This window comes from Comamonas koreensis, from assembly GCF_021026195.1.
In the GTDB taxonomy this organism is placed as follows: Bacteria; Pseudomonadota; Gammaproteobacteria; order Burkholderiales; family Burkholderiaceae_C; genus Comamonas; species Comamonas koreensis.
Genome location: NZ_JAJNCT010000021.1, coordinates 1 through 26120, shown reverse-complemented (window position 1 = coordinate 26120; position 26120 = coordinate 1). Strand labels below are relative to the sequence as shown.

Annotated in this window: 24 protein-coding genes and 1 rRNA gene; 11 read left to right on the top strand and 14 right to left on the bottom strand. The window is 62.2% G+C overall.

Going from position 1 to position 26120, the window contains the following annotated elements; translation table 11 throughout:
- Entirely contained in the window at nucleotides 1-837 is an 837-nt protein-coding gene (locus tag LPW39_RS16165; protein WP_230777384.1) for a MetQ/NlpA family ABC transporter substrate-binding protein, read from the bottom strand.
- Here LPW39_RS16165 and LPW39_RS16160 point away from each other — a divergent pair.
- The 7 genes from LPW39_RS16160 to LPW39_RS16130 all read left to right on the top strand — a co-directional run bounded on the left by LPW39_RS16160 (nucleotide 746) and on the right by LPW39_RS16130 (nucleotide 7849).
- Complete coding sequence (locus LPW39_RS16160) at nucleotides 746-1258, top strand: hypothetical protein (RefSeq protein WP_230778349.1); 513 nt, start codon at nucleotides 746-748, stop codon at nucleotides 1256-1258. The two genes, LPW39_RS16165 and LPW39_RS16160, sit on opposite strands and share 92 nt — an antisense overlap.
- Before the next feature lie 686 nt (nucleotides 1259-1944).
- A complete protein-coding gene (locus LPW39_RS16155; protein ID WP_230777379.1) occupies nucleotides 1945-2715 on the top strand; it encodes an energy-coupling factor ABC transporter ATP-binding protein in 771 nt (256 codons plus the stop codon).
- A complete protein-coding gene (locus LPW39_RS16150) occupies nucleotides 2715-3308 on the top strand; it encodes an energy-coupling factor transporter transmembrane component T (RefSeq protein WP_230777378.1) in 594 nt (197 codons plus the stop codon). The genes LPW39_RS16155 and LPW39_RS16150 overlap by 1 nt, the downstream gene beginning before the upstream one ends.
- A gap of 45 nt (nucleotides 3309-3353) precedes the next feature.
- Complete coding sequence (locus tag LPW39_RS16145) at nucleotides 3354-3950, top strand: biotin transporter BioY (protein WP_230778312.1); 597 nt, start codon at nucleotides 3354-3356, stop codon at nucleotides 3948-3950.
- Nucleotides 3947-5443 (top strand): AMP-binding protein, encoded by a 1497-nt coding sequence (locus tag LPW39_RS16140; RefSeq protein WP_230777376.1) that lies wholly within the window; start codon nucleotides 3947-3949, stop codon nucleotides 5441-5443. The genes LPW39_RS16145 and LPW39_RS16140 overlap by 4 nt, the downstream gene beginning before the upstream one ends.
- A gap of 14 nt (nucleotides 5444-5457) precedes the next feature.
- The gene (locus tag LPW39_RS16135; RefSeq protein ID WP_230777374.1) at nucleotides 5458-6654 is read left to right on the top strand and encodes a thiolase family protein; all 1197 of its coding nucleotides are present in this window, start codon (nucleotides 5458-5460) and stop codon (nucleotides 6652-6654) included.
- A 4-nt stretch (nucleotides 6655-6658) separates the two neighbouring features.
- Nucleotides 6659-7849: an AAA family ATPase gene (locus LPW39_RS16130; protein WP_230777372.1), complete on the top strand. Its 1191-nt coding sequence runs from the start codon at nucleotides 6659-6661 to the stop codon at nucleotides 7847-7849.
- A 15-nt stretch (nucleotides 7850-7864) separates the two neighbouring features.
- Here LPW39_RS16130 and LPW39_RS16125 read toward each other — a convergent pair whose 3' ends face one another.
- Nucleotides 7865-8569: a nitroreductase gene (locus tag LPW39_RS16125; RefSeq protein WP_230777370.1), complete on the bottom strand. Its 705-nt coding sequence runs from the start codon at nucleotides 8567-8569 to the stop codon at nucleotides 7865-7867.
- 135 nt (nucleotides 8570-8704) lie between these two features.
- Here LPW39_RS16125 and LPW39_RS16120 point away from each other — a divergent pair, with 135 nt between their 5' ends.
- From LPW39_RS16120 to xth, 4 genes are all read left to right on the top strand, one after another.
- The gene (locus LPW39_RS16120) at nucleotides 8705-9829 is read left to right on the top strand and encodes an SLC13 family permease (RefSeq protein ID WP_230777369.1); all 1125 of its coding nucleotides are present in this window, start codon (nucleotides 8705-8707) and stop codon (nucleotides 9827-9829) included.
- A 156-nt stretch (nucleotides 9830-9985) separates the two neighbouring features.
- Nucleotides 9986-10975 carry a hypothetical protein gene (locus LPW39_RS16115; RefSeq protein WP_230777367.1) on the top strand — a complete coding sequence of 330 codons (990 nt, stop codon included), beginning with the start codon at nucleotides 9986-9988 and terminating at the stop codon, nucleotides 10973-10975.
- Nucleotides 10969-11730: a hypothetical protein gene (locus LPW39_RS16110; protein ID WP_230777365.1), complete on the top strand. Its 762-nt coding sequence runs from the start codon at nucleotides 10969-10971 to the stop codon at nucleotides 11728-11730. Before LPW39_RS16115 ends, LPW39_RS16110 begins: the two co-directional genes overlap by 7 nt.
- A gap of 113 nt (nucleotides 11731-11843) precedes the next feature.
- Complete coding sequence (gene xth / locus LPW39_RS16105; protein WP_230777363.1) at nucleotides 11844-12620, top strand: exodeoxyribonuclease III; 777 nt, start codon at nucleotides 11844-11846, stop codon at nucleotides 12618-12620.
- 79 nt (nucleotides 12621-12699) lie between these two features.
- On the opposite strand, the gene LPW39_RS16100 is transcribed toward xth, so the two are convergent.
- From LPW39_RS16100 to rrf, 12 genes are all read right to left on the bottom strand, one after another.
- Complete coding sequence (locus LPW39_RS16100; RefSeq protein ID WP_230777361.1) at nucleotides 12700-14031, bottom strand: dicarboxylate/amino acid:cation symporter; 1332 nt, start codon at nucleotides 14029-14031, stop codon at nucleotides 12700-12702.
- Between the two features lie 398 nt (nucleotides 14032-14429).
- Nucleotides 14430-15356, bottom strand: coding sequence for a ferritin family protein (locus tag LPW39_RS16095; protein ID WP_230777359.1), 927 nt, complete (start codon nucleotides 15354-15356; stop codon nucleotides 14430-14432).
- 132 nt (nucleotides 15357-15488) lie between these two features.
- Nucleotides 15489-17069 carry a nitrogen regulation protein NR(I) gene (gene ntrC / locus LPW39_RS16090; RefSeq protein WP_269075862.1) on the bottom strand — a complete coding sequence of 527 codons (1581 nt, stop codon included), beginning with the start codon at nucleotides 17067-17069 and terminating at the stop codon, nucleotides 15489-15491.
- 68 nt (nucleotides 17070-17137) lie between these two features.
- The gene (gene glnL, locus LPW39_RS16085) at nucleotides 17138-18211 is read right to left on the bottom strand and encodes a nitrogen regulation protein NR(II) (protein ID WP_230777357.1); all 1074 of its coding nucleotides are present in this window, start codon (nucleotides 18209-18211) and stop codon (nucleotides 17138-17140) included.
- A gap of 30 nt (nucleotides 18212-18241) precedes the next feature.
- On the bottom strand, nucleotides 18242-18769 hold the full coding sequence (locus LPW39_RS16080) for a hypothetical protein (protein ID WP_230777346.1): 528 nt from the start codon (nucleotides 18767-18769) through the stop codon (nucleotides 18242-18244).
- A gap of 266 nt (nucleotides 18770-19035) precedes the next feature.
- Entirely contained in the window at nucleotides 19036-20451 is a 1416-nt protein-coding gene (gene glnA / locus LPW39_RS16075; RefSeq protein WP_116927832.1) for a type I glutamate--ammonia ligase, read from the bottom strand.
- 365 nt (nucleotides 20452-20816) lie between these two features.
- Entirely contained in the window at nucleotides 20817-21725 is a 909-nt protein-coding gene (locus tag LPW39_RS16070; protein WP_230777344.1) for an EI24 domain-containing protein, read from the bottom strand.
- An 81-nt stretch (nucleotides 21726-21806) separates the two neighbouring features.
- Nucleotides 21807-22826: a sterol desaturase family protein gene (locus LPW39_RS16065; RefSeq protein ID WP_230777342.1), complete on the bottom strand. Its 1020-nt coding sequence runs from the start codon at nucleotides 22824-22826 to the stop codon at nucleotides 21807-21809.
- Between the two features lie 67 nt (nucleotides 22827-22893).
- Nucleotides 22894-23730, bottom strand: a complete 837-nt coding sequence (locus LPW39_RS16060) for a polysaccharide deacetylase family protein (protein WP_407928859.1) — start codon at nucleotides 23728-23730, stop codon at nucleotides 22894-22896.
- A 38-nt stretch (nucleotides 23731-23768) separates the two neighbouring features.
- On the bottom strand, nucleotides 23769-24704 hold the full coding sequence (locus tag LPW39_RS16055) for a YVTN family beta-propeller repeat protein (RefSeq protein ID WP_230778304.1): 936 nt from the start codon (nucleotides 24702-24704) through the stop codon (nucleotides 23769-23771).
- Between the two features lie 164 nt (nucleotides 24705-24868).
- Entirely contained in the window at nucleotides 24869-25609 is a 741-nt protein-coding gene (locus LPW39_RS16050) for a 16S rRNA pseudouridine(516) synthase (protein ID WP_230777340.1), read from the bottom strand.
- Nucleotides 25610-25705: 96 nt separating this feature from the next.
- A 5S ribosomal RNA gene (gene rrf / locus LPW39_RS16045) occupies nucleotides 25706-25818 on the bottom strand.
- Nucleotides 25819-26120 lie beyond the last annotated feature (302 nt).

The following is a 26120-nucleotide window of genomic DNA, read 5'->3' as shown; positions in this document are numbered from 1 at the left end:
TTACTTCAGGAAAGCAGGCTTGGCGTAGCCGGGGAACTGGCTGTCCACCACGGCTTTGAACTCGGGCGAGCGGTAGGCGGCAGCCAGGTCCTGGGCCCAAGCGCTCTTCTCGTTGCCGGTCTTGACGGCGACCACGTTCAGGTACTGGTCAGGCGTGTTCTCCAGCACCACGGCTTCGCTCAGCTTGAGACCCGAGGAGACGGCAAAGTTGCCGTTGACGACCACGTAATCGGCATCTTCCAGCACGCGCGGCAGTTGGGCCGCATCCAGCGCCAAAAACTTGAGCTTGTGGGGGTTCGCGGCCAGGTCCAGCTCGGAGATACGAGCAGGGTTCACACCCTCCTTCACCTTGACCAGGCCTGCCTGCTGCAGCACCAGCAGTGCACGCGCCAGGTTGCTCGGGTCATTGGGCAAGGCCACCTTGGCACCGTTCTGGATATCAGCCAGGGTCTTGTGCTTCTTGCTGTACACGCCCATCGGTGCCACGGGGCCTTGCACGACGGCCGTCAGCGCCAGCTTGCGGTCGGAGGTGAACTGGTCAAAGTACGCGCGGTGCTGGAAGAAGTTGGCATCCAGCGAGCCATCGGACAGCGCCAGGTTGGGCTGCACATAGTCGTTGAACTCGATGAGCTTGATCTGGTAGCCCTTTTTCTCCAGCTGCGGCAGGATGCCTTTTTGCAGCAGGTCGTAGTTGGAGCCAGCGGTAGCGCCAATCTTCAGGCTCTTCTTGGCCGCATCCTGGGCCATGGCAGGCAGAGACACAGCAGCGATCAAAGCAAGGGCAGCGCCAGCCATCACGGCACGGCGCCCAGCGGCGAAGGAAAAAAGAGCAGACATCAAAAACTCCGAGCAATCTGAAAAACAGCTGCTGACCCGACAAAACGATTCCACGTTTATCTCAGCAGCGCAGCTAAGCAGCGAGTATGAACCTGCCAACTTGCGCTCACTCAGAAATTATCGAAATCAGCTCATTCCAAACGCATATATAGAGCTAGGGTCTCGGGCGCATGCAGCAAAAAGCCGCCTGTCGCGAGAACAGGCGGCTCGTCATAAGACGGCCGATGCCATCTGGCATCGACCGGAAAGCTTAAAAACTCAGGGGCGGTTCCAGACCTGGATCACGCCTTGCAACATCTGCGCCAGCGAGTCTGCCGCAGCTGCGCTGGTGCCTGGCCAGATCGTTAATGTGAAGGCCAGCAGCACGGCCAGCACCAAGGCAATAAAAGAGGCTGCATCTAACCAATGGCTGTGGTGGTGAAACATGGTGAACCTCCTTTCCACCGAGACGGGAACTGCTGAACAGAGGCCTCTGCCACCCCGACGCGGGATGGGTACTGTGGAATGCCTCTATTGCACCATGGGGATTTCCCCCTGTCTGTCAGAAAACGTCTGTGCTTGTACGGTTGTTTGTTGAACAAATAGCCCCAGAACCAGCCGGATAACCCCACAGCCAACTTGGCACTTTTTGGGAATCGATATGCGCGCCTGAAGCCGATCCAGCACAAGTCCTTTATCCACCGCATTCATTGCTATTATTTTTGATAGTACCCGATGGCTTGTCGGCAGGCCCGGTGGCCGCGCGAGCCTGCATGTTGCTGCAGTGTTAAGCGAACTTGTAGGCATTTCTGCTTCAACCTCTGGCAACTCCGCGCAAAAACGCCGCCAAAAACAGGCGGGTTATCGCTGCCGTTGCCCCTCCGCCGCACTCGCCCCAGAGAAGCGCTTGGTGCGACAATACACCCCAGCCCTGCAAGCCGGCCGCAAGCCGCGCCTGCATGGGCTTTGCCAGCCATCACTGGTGGGCGAAACAGCACGTTGCGCAGCAATGGCCGGGCATGGAGATGGGGTACCAAACCTGCCAATCCGCCAAAGCTTTCCGGCGACGTGTCACCAAACTTTTGAAACCATGCGGCAACCAACCGGCCGTTGCCCCAACCCGCTAACATGACCCTCTCCTTGGCCCAGACCGCTTCCACTGCAGACATCCGCCTGAGCGATGTGCACCTCAACCGAGGTGCGCAGACGGTGTTTCAGGGTCTGAGCCTGCACCTGACGCAGCGGCGCATCGGCTTGATCGGTGACAATGGGGCAGGAAAGACGAGCCTGTTCAGGCTGCTCTGCGGGCTGGAGCATGCCCACCAGGGCAGCGTACTGGTGGCAGGATGCGATGTGCAGCGCCAGCGCGAGCAGCTGCCCGGCGTGGTGGGTTTGATGTTCCAGAACCCGGATGACCAGATCATCTTCCCCACGGTGGAGGAAGAGCTGGGCCTGAGCCTGCAATACCGAGGCGTTGCCCGCAAGGCAGCCATCGTGCAGGCCAGGGAGTTTTTGGCGGCCCGGGGCCTGGCAGACTGGGCGCCGCGCGCCGTCAGTGGCCTGAGCCAGGGCCAGCGCCAGCAGGTCTGTTTTTTGGCAATGCTGATGGCCGCCCCGCAGGTGATGCTGCTGGACGAGCCCTTTGCCAGTCTGGATCTGCCCGGCCAGGCACGCCTGGCGCGTGAGTTGGATGCCGCGCCCGCCCAGGTCATCATCTCCACCCATGTACTGGACCATGTGCGCCACTTTGAGCGCGTGCTGTGGCTGGACCATGGCCAGCTGCGCGGCGACGGCCCGGGCGCTGCGGTCTGCGCGGCCTATGAGGCCGATGTAAAGGCGCGCATTGCCCAGCCGCTGGATGCGGCAGCCGCCGCCCAACCCACACCAGGAGCGCCGTGATGGGCACGCTTTACAGCGAAATCTCCAGCTGGATGCACCGGCTGCCCGCCGGGCTTAAGCTCTTGCTGCTGGCCTTGAGCAGCATGGCGTTGTTGGCGCTCAGCGATCTGCGCTTTCAAGCGCTGGCCTTTGCCGTGATTGCCTTGCTGTATGCCAGTCTGGGCGCGGCCTCCCGCCCTACGCGCCGGCTGGTGGTGGTGGCCGTGATTGCCTCCGCGCTGGTGGGCGGCCTGCATACGGCGACCGGCCAGCCCTGGCTGGGCTTGGCCAGCGGACTGCGCCTGGTCAGCACGACGATGCTGGGCGCGATGCTGACGGCGACCACCCGCTTTGGCGATCTGCTGGGCGTAGCCGAATGGCTGCTGTCGCCGCTCGCCCGCCTGGGCCTGCCGGTGGAGCGCCTGGCCTTGCAGTTGGGGCTGATGCTGCGCTTTGCCGAACAGTTTTTTGTGCAATGGCAGCGCCTGGCCGATGCCTACCGCGTGCGCACCGGCCGCGCAGGTGGCTGGCGTCTGCTGGCCCCGCTGACCATTCATATGCTCATCACCGCCCGCAAGGTGGCCGATGCGCTGTCCATTCGCCTCAAGCTCTAGCAGCGCTGCGCCCTCATCCACTCTTTGAAAGACACAGACATGCCTATGACCGCCGAGCACCGCTCCGAAACCCGCGCCCAGCGCATAGCCCTGGTGGCCCTGTTTGCGGCGCTGATGGCCGCTTTCGGCCTGATCCCCAAAATCGATCTGCCGTTGGGCGTGCCGATTACCGCGCAGACAATGGGCGTGATGCTGGCCGGCTGCATGCTGGGAGCCGCGCTGGGCTTCCAGGCCCTTTTGCTGTTTCTCGCTGCGGTCGCGCTGGGCCTGCCGTTGCTGTCGGGCGGCCGGGGCGGCATGGGCGTGTTTTTCTTGCCCTCCGCAGGCTATCTCCTCTCCTATCCGCTGGCCGCTGCTGTTGCCGGGCTGGTGATGCGCAGCTTGGCCGGCAAGGGCCCGTCATCGCCGATGCGGCTGGCCGCGTGCGCCTTTGCCGCATCAGTGCTGGGCGGTATTGTGGTCGTCCATGTGTTTGGGGTGCTGGGCCTGATGCTGCTGGCCAAGCTGAGCTTTGTGCAGGCTGCCGTCGGCACGCTGGTGTTTGTGCCGGGGGATCTGGTCAAGTGCGTGCTGGTGGCGCTGATTGTGCACACGGTGGCGCGCGGCCTGCCCGACTGGCGCTTTGGTGGACGCCGCCTGTGAGCGGTTTGCAAGCGCCATCGGCCCCGCTGGCCGGCTGGCAACGCCTGGTGCATGGCCCCCTGGCCCACTGGGCCCGGCAGCGGCCCGGTGCTATTGCCATCGATGACGGCCAGCAGCGCATCCGCTTTGCCGATCTGCATGCCGCCGTGCAGCAGCAGGCCCAGGCACTGGAGGCCCAGAATGCCCCCCATACCCGCCTGCTGGATGCCAGCCAATCGCCGGCAGCGCTGATCAGCGATTTTTTGGCCACCAATGCCAGCGGCCGCTGCGCCGCGCTGGGCGACAAGGCCTGGTCGCCCGCGCAGCAAGCGCAGGCACAGCACTGGATTGATGCGCTGGCCGCCACGCCACGCAGCGATGCGCATGGCGATGCCGCACTGCAACCTTTTTATATTGGCTTTACCTCGGGCAGCACCGGTTTGCCCAAGGGATTCAGGCGCCACCACCAGTCCTGGAGCGAGAGCTTTCGCGTCTGCGTGGACAGCTTTGGCGAAGCCGCCAACGGCTGCGTGATGGCGCCTGGAAGTCTCTCGCATTCGCTGTTTCTGTTTGGTGCGTTGCAGGGCATCTGGACGGGTGGCGGCATGCAGCTGCAGCCCCGCTTTTCTGCCAGCCAATGCCTGGCGACCTTGCGCCAGCAGGCCACGCCTTGCCTGGTCGCCGTGCCCAGCCAGTTGCTCGTGATGCTGCAGCTGGCCGAGCGCCGCGCCATCGCGCCGGTGGAATCGCTGGCGCTGCTGATGATCAGCGGTGCTCGCTGGATGCGCCAGCACACGCCGGCGCTGCAGGCGCTGTTCCCCAATGCGCGGATTGTGGAGTTCTACGGCGCCTCGGAATCGAGCTTTATCGCCTGGATGGATGCCAATGCCGACGCCCCGCCGCAGGTGGTGGGCCGGGCCTTCAGCAATGTGCAGCTGCAGATCCGCGATGCGGACATGCAGCCGCTGCCCAGCGGCAACATGGGCACCATCTGGCTGCGCAGCCCCATGCTGTTTATAGACTATGTGGGTGCGCAGGCCGATGCGACGGCTGCACTGCGCGATGGCGAATGGCTCAGCGTGCGCGACATGGGCAGCCTCGATGCGCAAGGCATGCTGACCCTGGTGGGGCGTGAGCAGCGCATGATCGTCACCCAGGGAAAGAACCTGTTCCCCGAAGAGGTGGAAGCCCTGCTCTGCGAGCACCCGCGCGTGGCGGCTGCTTCGGTGCATGGCGTTGACGATGCACTGCGCGGCAAGCAAGTTTGGGTGGCGCTGCAATTGCGTGATGACGCGCCACCCTCGGCTGCGCAGCCGCCATTGCAGCCGCTGTCCGATGCCGCGCTGGCCCGCGAGCTGGCCGACTGGTGCCGTAGCCAGCTGGAAGCCCACAAATGCCCACGCCGCTGGTTCAGCGCCACGCCCTGGCCGCAGACGGCCAGCGGCAAGACGGACCACCCCAGGCTTGCACAATGGCTGGCAGATGCGCTGCCCAGCGCAGACAAAACAGCTTGATCGCACAGGCCAGCATGCCCACTCCGCCCGTCTTTATCGCCAGCCATGCCCGCAGCGCCGTGGTGCCCGTCGGTGGCGCCTTCAAGCATCTGCAGACGCATGAGATTGCCGCGCCCGTGCTGCTGGGCCTGCTGCAACGCGCGGGACTGCTGGCAGAGGCAGTAGATGCCGTCGTGCTGGGCAATGCCTTGGGCGCTGGCGGCAACCCGGCACGCATGCTGGCGCTGGCGGCCCAGCTGCCGCTGCACTGCGCCGCCTACTCGGTCGATACGCAATGCTGCGCCGGGCTCGACGCCATCGCGCTGGGCGCCAGTCTGGTCGCCAGCGGCCAGGCCGAGGTGGTGGTGGCCGGCGGCGCGGAGGCCTGGAGCCGTGCGCCCATCCGTGCCACCCGCCCTTTGCATGCCGGTGACAGCGCCGCGCCCTATGAGCGCCCGCCCTTCGCGCCAGCACCGCATGAGGACCCAGATTTGCTGCTGGCAGCTGCCCGCTATGCCGCTGATGCCGGCTACAGCCGCGCCGTACAAGACAGTTATGCGGCCGCCAGCCATGCGCGCGCGCTGATCAGCGCGGCCGTGGTGGCCCGCGAGATCATCCCCGTGGCGGAGGTGGTGCAAGACGCCTTTCCGCGCGCCTTGAGCCAGCGCCAGCTGGACCGCATGCCCGTGGTCGCGCAGACCGATGCAAACCTGGCCGATGAGGCGCGCCGTGCGCATGCCGTCAGCACGGTCGCCATCTCGCCCAAAGCCGATGCAGCAGCGCTGGTGCTGCTGGCCAGCGAAGCAGCCTGCCGCCGCTGGGGCCTGCAGCCCAGCGCGCAATGGCTGGGTCACCAGTCGCTGGGTGGCTCGCCTGCGATGCCCTTGGTGCTGGCCTTTGAGGCTGCCCAGGCCTTGCTGCAGCGCGAGGAACTGGCGTGGACACAGCTGGCAGCTATCGAGTTGCACGATGCTTTTGCGGTGCAGGGCCTGCAATGGCAGTCACTGTTGCATGGCCAGGCTGTGGATGCCAGCGTGCTCAACCGCCATGGCGGTGGCATCGCACGCGGCCACCCGATTGGGGCATCGGCCGCTGTCGCGTTGGTCCGCGTGTTGGCCGATTTGCAACGGGCGAAGACGGGCCCATCCGCAGCCCTGGGGCTGGCGGCGGTAGCCGGTGCCGGCGGCCTGGGCAGCGCGGCGCTGGTGCGTCAAACAGCGCTGCTATATTGACAGGATGCTCAGCACCTTAGCCATTGCCAACTACCGCTCCTTGCGCCAGCTGCTGGTGCCACTGGGGCAGATCACTGTCATCACGGGGCCCAACGGCAGCGGTAAAAGCAGCGTCTACAAAGCGCTGCGTCTGCTGGCCGATATCGCCCATGGCGGCGTGGTGCGATCCCTGGTGCGCGAGGGCGGGCTGGCTTCGACACTGTGGGCCGGGCCGGAAGAAATCACGGCACGCATGCGCCGTGGCGAAGTGCCCGTGCAAGGGACGGTACGGCGCAAACCGGTGCAGCTGCAGCTGGGTTTCGCATCGGATGAAGACGGCTTTGGCTACGCAATCGACATTGGCATGCCCACGCCATCCACAATTCTCAAAGCCTTTGCGCATGATCCGGAGATCAAACACGAAGCATTGTGGGCGGGCCCAACCTGGCGGCCCAGCGCCACCCTGGTGGAGCGCCATGCCGCCCAGCTGCGCCTGCGCGGCGATGGCCGTGGCGCGGACTGGCAACCGGTAGAGCGCCCCATCCCGCGCTGGGCCAGCATGCTCACCGAGTTTGTCGACCCGGTTGCCGCGCCGGAGATGCTGACGGTGCGCGAGCAGCTGCGCTCCTGGCGCTTTTACGACCATTTCCGCAGCGATGTGGATGCCCCTGCGCGCCAGCCTCAGCTGGGTACCTACACGCCGGTGCTCAGCAACGATGGCGCGGACTTGGCCGCCGCATGGGAAACCATCACCGCCATTGGTGATCACGAGGCGCTGATGGCGGCCGTGGACGATGCCTTTGCCGGCGCCAAGATCTCCGTGCACCAGGATGGCAGCCGCCTGGAGCTGCTGATGCACCAGCCCGGCCTGCTGCGCCCGCTGCACACCAATGAGCTGTCGGACGGCACCTTGCGCTATCTGCTATGGATTGCCGCGTTGCTGACGCCGCGCCCGCCACAGATGCTGGTACTCAACGAGCCGGAAACCAGCCTGCACCCCGATCTGCTGCCCGCCCTGGGCCGCCTGATAGCGGTAGCTGCGCGCCAGACCCAGGTGATCGTCGTCACCCACGCCAACCGCCTGCTGGCTGCGCTGGAAGACGCTGCGGCCGAGCTGGACTACCAGGCCATCCATTTGGAAAAGAATTTGGGCGAGACCCATATTGCCAATATCCCGGCGAGCGAGCTGCCGCGCTGGCAGTGGCATGAGCGCTAGACCCTGGTGCCTTCCTCAATCGAGGCGTTTGAAGTAGGCGTCCAGTTCTGCGCGCGCGGTCAAGGTCTGGTTCACTGGCGCTCCCACATCCTCATAGCCCAGCGCCATGCCGCAGACCACGGTTTGCGTGGCGGGCAGCGCCAGCACATCGCGAATCAGCCCTGGGTAGGAGGCCATCGCACCGATAGCACAAGTCGCCAAGCCGCGTGACTGGGCCGCCAGCATCAAACCGTAGATGGTCATGCCCAGGTCCATATAGCCGCCTGGCCCAAAGCCGCTGTCGATGGTGATGATGAGGGCCACCGGTGCATCAAAAAAACGAAAGTTGCGCCCGAACTGCGCGCCGCGCCCCGCAGCATCGCCCCGCTCCACCCCCAACGCACCATACAAGGCCTGGGCGGCCGCGACCTGGCGCTTGCGCAGCGACAGCGGCAGCGGGTTGGGAAAATAGCCGTAATCCTCCGCCTCTTGCGCGCCAGCCTCATAGGCCTGCTGCAGACGGCCAGAGAGCTGTTCACGCCGCGCGCCGCAGACCTGCCAAAAGTAACCAGGCTGCAAATTGGCGCCACTGGGCGCTCGCCGCGCTTCCTGCAGGCAATCGAGCAGCAGCGCATCGGCCACTGGCTGCAAGGTAAATCCCCGCACCGAACGGCGCAGCTGTGCGCTGTTGGCGGCTGGGGTGGCGGTGCTGATAAGCGAGGGAGACAGAGGCTTGTTCATGGCAGTGGCCGCCATTGTAGTGAATAGGCCTCTGTATTTGCCATCCAGCCCCGTTGAGGCACGCAGGCAGCACGACTTGCAGCACAATCCATCCACTTCTCCGCTATCGCGGAGTGTTCTCCCTCGGCTACCGCTATGACGAACTCCTCTCGCTCTTCTGATACACCGCAAGACGCACCCAGCGGCAATATGCTGCTTTGGATTCTGTTGGCCCTGGCGATAGGTTTCGCCGTCTGGCAGCCGCGCAGCCCGCAGGCGACCATGGCGCTGGTCGATTGGCAGACCATTGGTGCGTTGGCAGGCCTATTGGCGATCACCCAGGCCGTCGAGCGCAGCGGCATGCTGCAAGCCACCGCGCAGCGGCTGCTGACGCGGGTATCGACCTTGCGCGGCCTGGCACTGCTGCTCACCGCAGCGGCTGCCCTGCTCTCGGCCTTGGTGACCAACGATGTCAGCCTCTTCCTGCTGGTGCCGCTGACGGCGGTGCTGGCAGCCCAGGCCCATTTGCCGCTGGCGCGGCTGGTGGTGCTGCAGGCCTTGGCGGTGAATGCGGGCTCAGCCCTCACCCCCATCGGCAACCCGCAAAACCTCTACCTCTGGCACCGCTCTGGCGAGAGCTTTCTGGGCTTTATGGTGATGATGGGCCCGACCGTGGCCATCATGCTGGCCTGGGTTCTGGTGGCAGTGTGGTGGCTGGTGCCGCGCACGGCGATCACGCTCAAGCCAGCCACAGCGCCCACCGCTGTTCAGCCCCGTTTGCTGACCATGGCCGTGCTGCTGTTTGTGGCCTTTGTCATCGCGCTGGAGCGCCACTGGACCTTGGCCGGCCTGGGCCTCGTCTTTGGTGTGTTTGCACTGGCAGCGCCCCGGGTACTGCGCGGCGTGGACTGGGCCTTGCTGGCCACGATTGCGCTGATGTTTGTGGTACTGCGCCAGGTAGCTGACTTGCCTGCTATGCAAACCCTGCTGCAGCAGTGGCCGATTGCCGAGGGCTGGCGCGCCTACCTGGCCGCCATCGTGGCCTCGCAAGTCATCAGCAATGTGCCTGCCACCATCTTGCTGGACGGCACCGTACGCGATCTGCCCGCCCTGGCCGCCGGGGTCAGCGTGGGCGGCTTTGGCTGCGTGCTGGGCTCCCTGGCCAACCTGATCGCGCTGCGCCTGGCCCGGCTGCCCAATGGGCTGTGGGAGTTTCATCGCATCAGCATTCCGTTTTTGCTGGTGTGCGCGGCCTCGGCGGCTTTGTTGCGTTTGGGGTGAGGTCTTGCAGATGACTTTAGTGCGGTCAATGGCCGGAGCCTCGCTGGTCCCGGTCCAACCGTTAGGGGGTATGGCTGGAGGGATGCCTAACCTAAATTTGCACGATAACAGCAACAATGTTATCGTTCATATATTTGGTTATCCACCTACATTCCTGTGACCACCCTTGCCACCAGCGCTCAGAAATACTTGCATGACACGCTGGGCGTAGCCACGTCCAGGCATGCGCCGTGGGTGGGCCTGGAGAGCCTGCCCTACTTTCTGCGTGACGCCTTAGACGTCCAGCAATTGGAAATTCTGGACCACCAGGTCTTGCTGGCCCTGGAACGCCATCCAGACAAGGCGTCCATCACGGATATCCGCAACCGGCTGGATAAGTTGCGTGCGGTTGCCGGGCTGCCCGTGGTGTATGTGACCGAAGCATTGGCCTCGTATGAACGCCAACGCTTGATCGTGCAAAAAGTACCGTTTATTGTTCCCGGCAACCAGCTTTATCTGCCCGACTTGGGGCTGGACCTGCGCGAGTATTTCCGACAACGCCCCCGCTCGGCGGAGACCCCCCTTAGCCCTTCAGCCCAAGCCATGTTGATTGCCGCATTGCTGCGCCCTCGCTGGGAGACCGAATGGCAGCCCGCAGAGACTGCGAAGATACTGGGCTATACGGCGATGACGCTCTCGCGGGCGGTGCGGGAGCTGGTTGCGGCAGGGTTTGCCGAGGTGCAAAAGGCGGGCCGATCCCAGTGCCTGAACATGAAGTCTTCTGCCACTGAGACCTGGGAGCAGGCGCTGCCCCTGCTGCGCAGTCCTGTGCAGCGCAGGGTCTGGATAGCTACGCCGCCACCGACCAAGCCTGCCATGCGCGTCGCGGGCCTCAGCGCACTTGCGCGTATATCGATGCTGGCCGAACCGCGCTCACCCGTATTCGCTGTGAACCGCAGCGACTGGAAGACGCTGAAAGCAGATATCGACGAACTGCCCGAAGGCATGCCCAACGCCTATGAGTGCCAGTTATGGAACTACTCCCCCGCGCTAGGGCCAGACAGCGATATGGTGGACCCCCTTTCTCTCATGCTGAGCTTGCGGGACACCACTGATGAACGGGTGCAAAGCGCACTGGATGAAGTGAAGGAACAGTTGCCATGGTGAAAGGACTGGATGTATTTGGCGAATGGTTTGCTGACTACCCAGACCAGTACATGCTGATCGGCGGCACCGCAGCCATGTTGGCCATGGAAGAGGCAGGGCTTGATTTTCGTGCCACCAAGGACCTGGATGTGGTGCTGCATGTGGAGGCACTGACGCCAGCGTTCGGCGAGACTTTCTGGCGCTTTATCGAAGCGGGTGGCTATGCGATCCGACAGGCCAGCGACACCGGCAGGCCTGCCTTTTACCGCTTTCAGAAGCCGACCGACCACCGTTTTCCGGTCATGGTCGAACTGTTCTCACGGGCGCCCGACAGCCTGAGGCCTATCCAGAGCGGACAGCTCACGCCTATTCCGTTCGACGAGGCAGTTTCAAGCCTGTCGGCCATCTTGCTGGACGATGTCTACTATGCATTTATCATCTCTGGGCGTCGCGAGTCAGAAGGCTTGGCGTGGGTGGGAGAGGATCGACTGATTCCACTGAAAGCCGTCGCCTGGCTTGAGCTGAGCGCACGCCGTGCACAAGGCGAGCAAGTGGATGCCAAGAGCATCCGCAAGCATGCCAACGATGTGCTGCGACTTTCGCAATTGCTCGCCCCTTCCACACGCATTCCTCTTGAGGCGAAAATCGCTGATGATATGAAGCGTTTTATTGCTGCAGCACGCAAGGACGACTCTCTTGACCCCAAGGCGCTCGGACTGGGCGCCTTACCCGCCTCCGATTTTCTGGCACGCATCGCACAGGCCTATGGCGTTTGACCCTGATTCGGTCTCATGGTCGCAATTGCTGCCAGCCGCAATGGCCGGTATGAGTTCGTCACTGCCTACTGATTCAATAATCCATTGATGAATAGAAATAAAGAAAGATTCTTATGCGCATAGCGACCTGGAACGTCAACTCCCTCTCCGTCCGTCTGCCGCAGGTGCTGGAATGGCTGGCCGCCAACCCGGTTGATGTGCTGGGCCTGCAGGAGCTCAAGCTCACCGACGACAAGTTTCCGCATGAGGCTTTGGTGGAGGCTGGCTACCAGGCGGTGGCGTTTGGCCAGAAGACCTATAACGGCGTAGCCCTGCTCAGCCGGGGCGAGCTCAAGGATGTGGTGCGTGCCAACCCGCAGTTTGCCGATGAGCAATCGCGCATCATTGCCGCCACGGTGGCCAGCCCGGCCGGTGATATCCGCGTGATCAACTGCTATTTCGTCAACGGCCAGGAGCCGGGATCGGACAAGTTTGCCTACAAGCTGCGCTGGCTCACGGGGCTGGAAGCCTATGTGAAGGCGGAGATGGCCTTGCACCCGCGCCTGGTGCTGGTGGGTGACTTCAACGTCGCGCCGGAAGACCGCGACAGCTACGACCCCGATGGTCTGCGCGACACCATCCACCACACCAAGGAAGAGCGTGATGCGTTCCAGGGACTGTTGGCGCTGGGTCTGACCGACGCCTACCGCCTGTTCGAGCAGCCCGAGAAAAGCTACAGCTGGTGGGACTACCGCATGCTGGGCTTCCAGAAGAACCGGGGCCTGCGCATTGACCATATCCTGGTCAGCGAAGCACTGAAGGGCTCGGTGAGCGCCTGCACGATTGACCGTGCCCCGCGCAAGAACAAGCAGCCCAGCGACCATGCACCTGTGGTGGTGACCTTGGGCTGATCAAGCCACCAACCCATGCAAAAAAACGGGCCGCAGCCCGTTTTTTGTTGTCTCTACTACGCTGAGCGCAGCATCCAGATCAAGCCTTGCCGTCGGTCTCCGGCAGCGCATGCATCGCCAGCGCAGCCTCGGCATCGAGCTTGCGGCTCAGCGCTTCGGCGTCTTCTTCGGACAGCAGTTCGCCCTCCCACTTCGCAACCACAGCAGAAGCCAGCGAGTTGCCCACGGCATTGGTGGCAGAGCGGCCCATGTCCAGGAAGGTGTCGATGCCCAGGATCAGCAGCAGGCCGGCTTCAGGGATATTGAAGTGGCTCAAGGTGGCAGCGATCACCACCAGCGAGGCGCGCGGCACGCCGGCAATGCCCTTGGAGGTAAGCATCAGCACCAGCAGCATGGTGATCTGCGTGCCCAAGGACAGCTCGATGCCATAGGCCTGTGCGATGAACAAGGTCGCAAAGGTGCAGTACATCATCGAGCCATCGAGATTGAAGGAGTACCCCATGGGCATGACAAAGCTCGAGATCTTGCGCTTGACGCCAAAACGGTCGAGCGCATCGAGAATCTTGGGATAAGCGGCCTCAGAGCTGGCGGTGGCAAAGGAGACCATGAAGGCCTCTTTGATGAGGGTCAGCAGCTTGAACACGCGCTTGCCCAGGAAGGCCAGACCTGCCAGCACCAGTAGCGACCACAGGATGAACAGGCCCAGGTAGAACTCACCCATGAACACGGCAAACTTCAGCAGAATGCCCAGGCCATTGATGGCGACTGTGGAGGCCATGGCCGACAGCACCGCCAGCGGCGCGAGCTTCATCACATAGCCGGTGATCTTGAGCATCACATGCGAGAGTTCATCGATGGCGGCCAGCAAGGTCTTGGCCTTGTCGCCCAGCGCAGCCATGGCCACGCCAAAGAACATCGAGAACACGACAATCTGCAGGATCTCGTTGTTTGCCATGGCCTCGGCAAACGACTTGGGCACCGTGTGGTTGATGAACTCGCGCAACGTGAACTTGCCGGTGGCCAGGTTGGTGGCCGCGCTCACATCGGGCAGCGGCAGGCCCAGGTTGGCGCCAGGCTTCAGCACATTGGCCAGCACCATGCCCAAGAGCAGCGACACCAAGGATGCAGTGAGGAACCACATCATGGCCTTGAAGAACACCCGGCCCACCGATGCTGCATCGCCCATGTGCGCAATGCCCACCACCAGGGTAGAGAACACCAGCGGCCCGATCAGCATCTTGATCAGGCGCAGGAACACATCGGAGACGATGGAGATGTAGCCAGCAATATCCTTGGCTGCGGCTGCATCATCGGCGCTTGCGTTGACGGCATAGCCCAGCGCAATGCCTGCCAGCATCGCCGCCAAAATCCACAGCGCCGACGAAGAGCCCTTTTTGCCCGTGAGAGCCATAACCAATACCTTTGATGTGTGTGATTTATGGTGCCGTCCAGTGCGCGGTGGACCTCGTGTGCGGCACATCAGCAGGGAGGTGCTGGACTGTGTGCGCTTTTCCAGCCCGGGCAGGCATTGCTGACGGGTACAGGCGGTCGATCCGCCATTGAAGGAAAGAGCAATGAGGCTGCCTTGGACGGCAGGATTGCAGGTTCTGCGGGCCCGATTGTAGCCGCAAGTTTTTGCGGGTTAGCGCGCGCACACTGAGAAAGTAGGCGCCTAAATGGTAATTTTTTCCCAATTCACGGGAAGTTTTACACACCTGCCACCATAACTACGGCAAGGCGCAGGCAACAAAACAGGCCACCTACCGGCTGCTGCATAAGAGATTTGTAACAGCTTATAAAGAGTAAATTTTAACGCGCGCGGGCATCCTGCATGTGCTGCAGCTCATCGGTATAGCGGCGCAGCTGCTGCGCCTGTGCTTGCAGCAGGGGCCGCACGTCCAACGGCAAGGCCGATTCGAGCACGCGCTGGTAGCGCTCTGCGACCAACACCAGGCAGAGGTTGCATTCGGCAATCAGATCGCGGTCGCTATCGAGATTGGCGCGCTGCTTGAACTCGGTCCAGCAGCGATGCATGCGGCCAGCAGCGCTCAATCCGGGCCGCTCCACCAGCGGACTGGGCTCGGCCAGTTGCAGCTGCACATCCTGCAATTGCCAGTCCATCGCGCGGAATTGCTCGGCCAGCGCATACAGATGGCTGCGCAAGGCAATCGCGCGGGCTTGCTCACTGCCCGCCACCAGGCACTCTTCGCAATCGGCCAGGCCTTGTTGCAGCACGCGCACCGCATGCTGCACCTGGGCGGCAGACAGCTGCTCGCCCTGGAGACCGTTGATGGCATGGTCATAGGCGGCACGCGCTATGGTGCGCGCCTCGGGCCAGTCCATGGGATTGCTGCCGCGCACATGCTGCCACTGCACTTCGAGCTGGGTGGCCAGTGCATCAAAACCGGAGGGGTTGCGCTGCGCCGCATACCAGCCCAAGGCCAGCGCCGGGCGGTAGGCCTCAAAAGGCTGGCCAGCCACATAAAAATCCATGCTTTGGTAGTGGCTGCGCCAGTAACTGTCTTCGCGCGCCGGGTTGCCCCACAGGGCCTTGGCCTTGGGTGGCAGGCCGCCGGCCATCGCGCCGTGCAGTGCGTCGCCCGCGAGCTGGGCCATGCCATTGGCGGTGGAGGCTGCCAGCCGCAAGGTATTGAGCAGCGCCGAGCGCTGACGGCCAATGCGTTCGGGCGAATTGCGGTACGCCTGGGCCGAAAACACCGAAGTCATCTTTTGCATGGATTGCACCACCGGGCAGACAGGGAATCGCCCATTGTGGCACGGTTCAAACCGCAGCGATGGCTGGCCTCTGTAAGCAAAACCGCCGCCTTGGAAGGCGGCGGTTTATCTGCTTCTCAATGCGTTAAGGCATCAATCATCGCTGGCCGACAGCCCCAGCTCCTGGATCTTGCGGGTGATGGTGTTGCGGCCAATGCCCAGGCGCTGGGCAGCCTCCATGCGCCGGCCGTGGGTGGCAGCCAAGGCGCTCTTGATCAATTGCGACTCAAAGCGGCGGCTCAGCACATCCCAGACCTCGGTGCTGCCGGACTGCAGCAGCGTATCGGCCTCGCGGGCCAGATCACTTTCCCAATCGCCGCCTGGTGCAGCGCCATGGACAGCACCGTTGGCGCTGCCGTGGACCGGCATGGAAACGGCAGTTGGCTGGGCCGCTGGCTGAGCCGGCACATCAGCAGCAGCGGGCCGGTAGCTGTAGTCCTGCGCAGGAGCCTGCACTGGCTGCACGGTGCTGGGCAGGCTGCTGGTGGCCAGCGGCGCAGCCGGCGTAGCCTGCAGCACTTCCGGTGGCAGATCCTGCACGGACACCCACTGCGCGGGCGCCATCACGGTGATCCAGTGGCAGATGTTCTCCAGCTGCCGCACATTGCCTGGGAAGGCAAACTGGGCGAGCTGGGCCAGTGCGGCTTCCGACAGCTGTTTGGGCTCCACGCCCAGTTGCTTGGCACTGGCGGCCAGAAAGTGGCGGGCCAGCATGGGAATGTCTTCCTTGCGCTCGCGCAGCGGTGGCAGGCGCAGGCGGATCACATTGAGGCGGTGGAACAAGTCCTCGCGGAACACGCCCTTGTGCACCCGGTCTTCCAGGTTCTGGTGGGTCGCGGCAATCACGCGCACATGCGACTTGACCGGCACATGGCCGCCAACGCGGTAGAAATGCCCATCGGACAACACGCGCAACAACCGGGTTTGCAGGTCAAACGGCATGTCGCCGATTTCATCGAGGAACAGCGTGCCGCCCTCGGCCTGCTCAAAGCGGCCACGGCGCTGGGTTTGCGCGCCGGTAAAGGCGCCGCGCTCATGGCCGAACAGCTCGCTCTCCAGCAAATCCTTGGGGATGGCGGCGGTGTTGATGGCCACAAAGGGGCCACCGGCCACCGGCGAATGCTTGTGCAGCGCACGCGCGACCAGCTCCTTGCCCGAGCCGGACTCGCCCGTCACCATCACGGTGACATTGCTTTGCGACAGCCGGCCAATGGCGCGGAACACATCCTGCATCGCCGGTGCCTGGCCCAGCATCTCGCCATTGCCGGCGGACTGGGACAGCTCAGGCGCCTGGCTTTCACTTTGCTGCACGGCGCGCTTGATCAGCTCCACGGCCTTGGGCAGATCAAAGGGCTTGGGCAGATACTCGAAAGCGCCGCGCTGGAAGGCCGAGACGGCGCTGTCCAGGTCCGAGTAGGCGGTCATGATGATGACCGGCAGCTGCGGATGGTCCTCATGCACCTGCTCGAGCAATTGCAGGCCATTGCCACCGGGCATGCGGATGTCGCTGACCAGCACCGAGGGTGCCAACGCCTGGTCGCTCACGTTGTCAAAGGCTTCGAGTACTTCCTTGGGATGCACAAAGCTGCGCGTAGGCAGTTGCTCGCGGGCGAGTGCCTTTTCCAGTACGAATCGGATGGATGGGTCATCATCCACTATCCAGATTGGTTTCATTGTCGCTATCACCCTACCCTTACAGTTCTACATACCGGGGTCCTGCAGCAAGGGAAGCCAACTGCCCCCTAGTCTGTCAACGGCAGCATGATGCGGAAATCCGTGCGCCCGGGTTCGCTCTCGCATTCGATCAGGCCTTCGTGCCTTTGCACAAAGGTCTGCGCCAGCGGCAAACCCAGGCCCGTGCCACCATCACGCCCGGTCACCAAGGGGTAGAAGATCCGCTCCTTGATGTCCGGCTCGATGCCAGGACCGTTGTCGATGACATGCAATTCCAGTGCCAACTTATGCCGCTTTCGGCCCAGGGTGAGCTGCCGGGCAATGCGGGTGCGCAAGGTAATGCGCGCATTGTCCTGGGCCATTTGCGGTACCAGCACCTGTGCTGCATTCTGCACAATGTTCAGCAAAGCCTGAATCAACTGCTCGCGATCGCCACGGATCTCGGGCAGCGAAGTGTCGTAATCACGCTCGATGCGCAGGCCCTGCGGGTACTCCAGCAGCACCAGCTGGCAGACACGTTCACAGACCTCATGGATATTGACATCACCCACCGTGTGCGGATGGCGGTGCGGCGCAAGCAAGCGGTCGACCAGCGCCTGCAGGCGGTCGGCCTCATGGATGATGACGTCGGTGTATTCCTTGAGCTGGGCGTCGGGCAGCTCCAGCTCAAGCAACTGGGCTGCGCCGCGTATGCCGCCCAGAGGGTTCTTGATCTCATGGGCCAGGTTGCGGATCAGCTCCTTGTTGGCCAGCGCCTGCTCGCGCACGCGCTCCTCGCGGTCCTGGCGCACCTGCTGCTCCAGCGGCCAGAGCTCCACCAGAATGCTCTCTTCTTCTTCCCACCACGAGAGGTTGGCATGCACGGGAAAGGAGTCCTGCAGGCTGCGCCGCAATTGCGCCTCAAAGCGCAGCGACGAAAAGCGCTGCGCACGCGCATCGACCAAGGCCTTGTGGATCAGTTCGTCATCCTGGAAAAAGCCGCCAAAATAATGGCCCAGAATGCTCTTGCGTGAGACGCCCAGCGCATTTTCCAGCGCGGCGTTGACCCTCGCTGCAGCGCCATCGAGTCGTAGCACGGCGACCAAGGTGGCGATGTGCTCCAGCGCCTGCCACTCGCGATCCATGGCACTGAGGTCAGACATGGGATGTGCCCTGAAAGGTAGAAGCCCTGATTATGGGGCCGGCAGGCGTTGTAGCTCACGCTGGATGCCAGCAATATCGCTGTCGTTGCGTGCGATTTCCTGCTTCAGATCTTCGACGCGCTTGGTATAGAAGGCGGGATTGCGCATCTCCAAGGCGTTCTTCTCAGGTTCGCCGTTGTTGTATTCCCGCGCCAACGCAATCTTCTTTTCCTGGGCTTTCTTCAGCTCAGTCTCCAGGATGAGGCGCGCGTCGGAATCGCGGGCGCGGCCTTCGGCCGTGGTAGAGCGTGGTGCGGGTGTGGCCGCAGCGGGTGCACGCGCGGGGCGTGGTGCAGCGGCTGGGGCATTGGGTGCGGGTGCCGGGCTGGCAGCAGAGGTGTGCGGGCGCGTACCTTGCACAATGGTGACGTTGGCGCCCTCCACCACGGCACAGCCTTTTTGCCGCGCCTTGGCCACATCGTTGGTGTATTCATTGCCACAGCGATAGATGCGATCCTGCGCCACAGCGCCTTGCGCAGATGCCACTGCCACCATCAAAAACAACAACTTTGTATGCATAACCCCGTTTCGCCCGTTCGCCCCACTTTGCCTGTATGTCCGTGACAGCCTTTGGCGGCTTTGCACGATGGCACCCCTCTGCAACCCGCAGTGTAGCTACAAAGGAGGCAGATCACGCCGAACAGTTCCGGCTGTTACAGATTCGTCGCGGCCCGGTTACGTGCCCTGCCCCCTGATTTCGCATAAAAAACGACCTGCCACCCCGGAAGGCTGGCAGGTCGCCTTTGCCCCAATAGCCAGGCCACAAGAGCCTGGCAGGGACTGGCTTACAGCGAGTAGTACATATCGTATTCGACTGGGTGCACCGCTTGGCGGAAGCGGGTCACTTCGCCCATCTTCAGCTCGATGTAGGCATCCAGCATGCTGTCGCTGAACACACCACCCTTGGTCAGGAAGGCGCGGTCGGCATCCAATGCTTCCAGTGCCTGGTCCAGGCTGTGGCACACGGTGGGGACCAGTTTGTCTTCCTCTGGAGGCAGATGGTACAGATCCTTGGTGGCGGCTTCGCCCGGATGGATCTTGTTTTCCACGCCATCCAGACCGGCCATCAGCAGCGCTGCGAAGCCCAGGTAGGGGTTCATCAGGGGATCAGGGAAACGTGCTTCCACGCGGCGGCCCTTGGGGTTGCTCACGTAAGGAATACGGATCGATGCCGAGCGGTTCTTGGCCGAGTAAGCCAGCTTTACAGGCGCTTCGAAACCAGGAACCAGGCGCTTGTAGCTGTTGGTGCCAGGGTTGGTGATCGCGTTCAGTGCACGGGCGTGCTTGATGATGCCGCCGATGTAGTACAGCGCGAAATCGGACAGACCGGCATAGCCGTCGCCGGCGAACAGGTTCTTGCCGTCTTTCCACACGGACTGGTGCACGTGCATGCCCGAGCCGTTGTCGCCCGAGTATGGCTTGGGCATGAACGTTGCGGTCTTGCCGTAGGTGTCCGCCACGTTCCAGATCACGTACTTCTGCACCTGGGTCCAGTCTGCACGCTCCACCAGGGTGGAGAAACGGGTGCCCAGTTCGTTCTGGCCAGCGCCCGCCACTTCGTGGTGGAACACTTCGACGGGAATGCCCAGCGACTCGAGCAGCAGGGACATTTCAGCGCGCATGTCCTGGGTGCTGTCAACAGGAGGCACGGGGAAGTAGCCGCCCTTGACGCGTGGACGGTGGCCACGGTTGCCGTTGTCAAACTTGGCACCGCTGTTCCAGGGTGCTTCGTATTCTTCGATGTCGAAGAAAGGGTTGTTGGGTTCGGTGCTCCAACGCACGCCGTCGAAGATGAAGAATTCTGGCTCTGGACCGAAGTAGGCGGTATCGCCCAGGCCCGATGCCTTCAGGTAGGCTTCAGCGCGTTTGGCAACGGAACGGGGATCACGGTCGTAGGCCTTGCCGTCACCGGGTTCGATCACGTCGCACTGCAGGAACATCGTGGTTTCGTCGAAGAACGGGTCGATGTTGGCCGTGTTGGGATCGGGCATCAGCAGCATGTCGGATGCTTCAATACCCTTCCAGCCAGCGATGGAGGAGCCATCAAACGCGTGGCCCGAGGTGAACTTGTCTTCGTCAAAGTGCGAGATAGGCACCGTGACGTGCTGTTCCTTGCCACGGGTGTCGGTAAAACGCAGATCAACGAACTTGACCTCGTTCTCGTCCAACATGCTCATCACATCTGCAACGCTCTTGGCCATCTAATGCTCCAAAGAAAATCGTGAATAAAAAGGGCTGTGCCAACAATAAAGCAGTTTACGTGCCAGTTTTATGACATGCCCATGCCGACCAGAAAATGCGGGCCTGGCACAACGCCACCGCAGCCGGACTTTGCCCGAAGCCAGACTGTACCGCGCTTTTGCCCTGTGCCCTGATGGGGTGCCGAGGATTTTGCAGCCGGCCACCCAGATCCGTGCCGGCCGATGCTATGGTGCACCAAAGCACCAATATGGTGCAAATCTGAATCGCCTTTGCGGAACTGCTTCAGTTGCACCAAAATGGTTAGTTGTGCACCTTTTTAGTGCAGCGCCAACCAAGTCAAGGGGTTGGCCTGCCAACCGATGGTTTACTTCGGCTCTCCCGCCTCGGGCAGCAAAACGCCATCGGTTCTGCCGAGCACCACCGGATCGTTCACCGGCAGCGGCACACCCGGCTCACCATTCTCGATCCGCAACTGCTGCAACGCAGCCAAGCAAAAATGGATAAACCACAGGGAGGAAAATGCAAAGGTGATCGCGTAGATCCACACGGCTATGGGTATCAGTACCACAAAGCCAATGGTAAAGACCATGCCCGAGGCCCAGACGACGCTGGGCGCAATGCCGATATAGCCGGAGATGATGCCCATCAGCAGCAGCGGCCAACGGTAGCGCTGCAGGAGCGTATCGCGCTCGGCCTTGCTGGCATGGTCGGCCAGGGCATCCACACTCATGACCCGGTAGGTCAGCCAGCCCCAGATGACCGGCGGCACGATCAGCACCAAGGGTGGAATCAGCCACAGCGGCATGGTGATGACAAAGGCCACAATCGCAACCACTGAGGTGCTCAAGGCCCATAGCACGCTGGTCACCAGGCCCATGCCTTTTTTCTTCTCCAGCTGAGCAAAGCGCTGCTCGGTCACCATGTTGACCAGAGCCGGCGTCATCAGCAGCGCAATCACCAGCAGCGCGACCACCGCCGCCACCGGCGTGATCAGGATCAGCACCACAAAGGGCGCAATGCCGGCCGCAAAACCCTCGGTGCCGCTGCTGCCAAACCAGCTGAACACCGTGCGCAGCCAGCCAATGGTCTCGACCCAGTGCTGCATGGTGGCCACTGCGCCAGACCAGAAGAAATAGCTCCAGCCACCCAAGGCTGCCAGCATCACGATGAGCGGCAGCACCGACAGCAGCATCACACGGGGCCGAAAGCAATAGGCCGCAGCACGCCAGAAGGCATCAAACATCAGGCGAGAGCCCGCAGACGCGAGGGGCATGGATTGAACTCCTTGTGTAAGTGGTCGGGGCTGGCAGCCTACCTGCCGCTCAGCGATGTGCTGTCAACCGGTGCGCCATAGTCAGGCACGGCCTACCAGGCGAAGCAGCCCTCGCCATTGCTGGCTCCAGAAGCCGCGTCCGTAATTGCGCAACTGCCCCTGGCGGTTGGGCTGCACCTGATCACGGATACCGGTGGGGTCATAGCGTAGCTCGAAGTTGGCGGTGCCAAAAAGCATATCCCACCAAGGCAACAGCACACCGAAGTTACAACCACCCAGGCGGGTGCGCTGGGCAGCCTCGCCAACCTTCACGGCAGCGTTGGGTGCGGCGGTGGTAGCGGGTGATTCATGACCAATGCCGATCGCATGGTGGCGGCGGTGAAAACGCGGGCTGATCCACAGCCGCTCACCCAGGCGGCCAAACCACAGGCGCAGATTGGCATGCTGCAGGCTTTCGCTCAGTTGGGTGATGGCGACAATCGCCACAAATTGGCTGGGCGCGACGCCGATCAACACCGCGACAAACACCAGAATACTGTCGTGTACCAGGTCATCGAGCAGGTGATTGCGGTTGTCGCTCCACATCGTCATCTGCTGCTGCGAATGGTGCAAGGCATGCAGCCGCCACCACCAGACGAATTGGTGCTGGCCCCGGTGGATCCAGTACGCGACGAAGTCAAACACCAACAGGTAGATCAGCAGGCTCACCCAGCCCAGGTCGGTAACGCCGGGCCAGAGCGCATCCAGGTGCCAGGTCTCAAAGCCGCGCACGCGCATTGCGCCTACCACCATGTCCCACAGCGGATCGATGGTAAAGAACAAGGCCAGACGGAACAGGCCCAGACGGTGGATAAAGGTGTAGAGCATGTCCACGCGGATCGCATGCCGATCGGTCACCGCCTCTACGGGCCGCCAGCGCTGCAGTGGTGCAATCACCAGCACCATGATGAGGATCTGAATGCAGCCCACCAGGAACCAGCCGGCTGCCGTATAGCCATCTTCGAGATAGCTGGCGAGGCCGAGGTTGAACAGCAGCGGCTGCAGCAGCTGCTCAAACAGCCACTGCTGTGCGTTGTCAAAAAGCGTGCTGAGAAATTCCATGGCTAACCATTAGTTCGATGAGTGCCTCAAGCCCTGCAGCCACCAGTGTGCGCCGCTGCAAGCGCTTTCAGCCTCCATGCTGAAGAATCCAATCCTTGTATTGCGGATGTTCACGCAAGGTGGCAAAACAAAATCCCTTGGCCTGCAAGCCTTCAATCAATGGTTGCAAAACTGCTGGCGCCCAAGGGTCCTTGCGGTCCCAGATGCCCAGGTGGGCGAGCAAGATATCGCCGGGGCGGATGTCGCGGAGCGCCTTGTCCAGCAGTTGCTGGTTGGGGTATTTGTCGCTGGGTAGCTCATCACCCAGAAAGCCTGCTGGCGACCAGCCCACATGGGCATAGCCGCAGCCCTTGGCCGCTGCAATCAGGCTGGGGGAGGTCTTGCCGCCTGGGGCGCGAAACAGCGGCAAGGGCTTGACGCCGGTGATCTTGGCGAGACGGTCCTCGGATTGTTGAATCTGCGCGCAGTACTGCGCAGCCGTCCATTCAAAGCGTTGCCCGGCCTGCGGGCCTTGCGAAGGCTGGACCTTGAAGCGGGGCGCAGCGCCTGCCGGCACTTTGACATCACCACGCCAGTAGGTGTGGTCCCAGGTGTGGGAGGCAAAGACATGGCCTTCTGCGGCGCGGGCGCGCCACCAGGGCGCCCAGTGGTCACCCAGGCTGCCATCGCCCTCCTTGGTGCGCTCATTGGCGGCAAAGAAGGTGACCTTGACCTGGGTCTTGCGCAGCACCTCTGCGATTTGGTCGGCCACCCCCATATGGCCAGTGTCCAGGGTCAAATAAATGGGCTTGCTGCACCTGCCCTCAGCAGCGGCCGCTGCAGCAGGCACCGTAGCCGGGGCCTGAGCAAAGGCAGGAGCGCTGCCCAAACTGGCGGCCAGAAGCCAGAAAAACTTGCTGCGCATAGCGTGGCTATCCCCTCTGCTACCGACTCAATAAGGCACTAACGTGGTGCGTGGTCCAGCACCCAGATGCCATGCGGCGATTTGCCGACCTTCACCTGGTTGACCACCTTGCGCTCAACCGTGTCGATCACACTCATCTTGCCCGCCCAGCGCGAGCTGAGGTAGATATAGCGGCCGTCCGGGCTCACATCCATGCAATCGGGGCCACTGGGGCCCGGATAGCGGTCAACGACCGCCTGGTTCACCATGTCGAGCTTGCTGATGGTATTGGCCACCCGGTTGCTGACGAAAAGATGGCGGCCATCGCCGGTCGCGCGGAAGGCGTGTGCGCCCTTGTCGGTCTTGATGGTCTTGACCAGTTGGGGCTCGGCACCGCTGATATCAAACACCTGCACGCCGTCACCACCAGTCAGGGCCACAAAAACGAATTTATCGTCCGGGCTGCCATACAAGTCAGCGGGCATCTGCCCTGTCTTGGTGCGCCATTTGAGAGTCTGGGTCGCAATGTCGATGGCCACCAGCTCATCACTGTCCTGCATCGTCGAGTAGATCGTCTTGCTCTTGCTGTCGATCCACAGATGACTGGGGGTCTTGCCCGTAGCAATACGCTTGACCAATTTGGGCTCTTGCCCGTCCCAGCGGTAAATATCAATGTGGTTGAGGCGGTTGGCCGCCGTCACAAACCACTTCATGTCAGGCGAAAAGCGCAGATGGTAGGGATCCGAAATGCCCTGGATCACCCGCTGCACCTCGGCCGTCTTGGGATCAACAAAGGTCAGCGAATCGCCGGTGGCATTGGCCACGATCACCGACTTGCTGTCCGGCGTCAGGTACAGATGGTGGGGCTCCTTGCCAGTAGGAATGCGCTTGACCTCTTTCCAGGTCGTGGGGTCGATCACACTGATGTTGGCGTCCAGCGAGTTGAGCACCAGGATGGGATTGGCAGCATGCACCGCAGTGGCCGCAAAGGCCATCACCGCGATCAGGGAACGGGCAAAAACGAAAGGCTTCACGAGCAATTCCTACTAGTAACGCAGCGAGTGTAGCTGCCCGCGATAAATTGCAGCGCCATCAAGGGGCGATTGGCGATGTAAATAATCGTTGATCTTGCGCCAAAGCCACACAAGGTCAAAAACCGTCAGGGTTTGAGCAGTGCCAACTCGTCCGCAGTAAGCCAGCGCCATTCGCCCGGCTTGAGCGCTTCCGTCAACACCAGCCCGCCAATCTGGGCACGGTGCAGGCCTTCCACCCGGTTGCCGACCGCCGCCAGCATGCGCTTGACCTGGTGGTATTTGCCCTCGGTCAAGGTCAGATCCAAGGTGTTGTCACCCGTTTTCACGCAAGCCGCGGCCTTGACGGGCTTGGGATCATCATCCAGCACCACACCCGCCAACAGACGCTCGACCTGCTGCTCGGTCACCCCATGCTTGGCCGTCACCTGGTAGCGCTTGGGAACATGCTTTTTGGGCGAGCTCATGCGATGGATAAACTGGCCATCATCGCTGAGCAGCAGCATGCCCGTGGTGTCCTGGTCCAGGCGGCCGACGGCCTGCAAACCCTGGATGGCATTCTTGTTGGGACGCGTGCGCAGCGGCACCGGCAGCAGGCTGTAGATGCTGGGATAGGCCGAGGGTTTTTGCGAGCACTCGGTGCCTGCTGGCTTGTTCAATAGCACATAGCCCAATGCGTGGTATTCCCACTCCACGCCTTGTACCTTGTAGCGCAGGCCCTCGGGCTCCACATCGGCGGTCGAGTCAGTCTCCTGCACCCACTCGTTCGCCTGCGCATCCCACAACTGCACCCAGCCTTGTTGCACCAGGCCCGAGCACACACGGCGTACCCCAAAACCCTGCGAGTACAACATATCCTGCAACTGCATCACAACTCCCCCAAACCAGCCGCAAACCATTGCTGCGACGAGATAAAAAGAAAAACCCCTCTACTCGGTAGAGCAGAGGGGTTGATCAGTATAAAAGCCTGACGATGACCTACTTTCACACGGGAATCCGCACTATCATCGGCGCGAAGTCGTTTCACTGTCCTGTTCGGGATGGGAAGGAGTGGTACCAACTTGCTATGGTCATCAGGCATAACTTTTTGCTCCTTGGCGGCTTTGCGCTGATCGGTCGATCAGGGCATTGCTGCTTTCGAAGCGAATTCATAGAGTCGGCATCAAGCTTTGGGGCTTGGTGCTATCAGCGTTTAATTTGATTGCGCCGACCTGAGCCAGTGATTGTAACACGCTGTGGTGCCCATCATGGTCTGATCTCAAGTCTTTGGCATAACTGCAGTTGCAGTGTTTCTTTGCAAGGGGCCCATCTAAGGGAGGGCCCAATCAAAGTTATAGGGTCAAGCCGCACGAGCAATTAGTATTGGTTAGCTTAACGCAT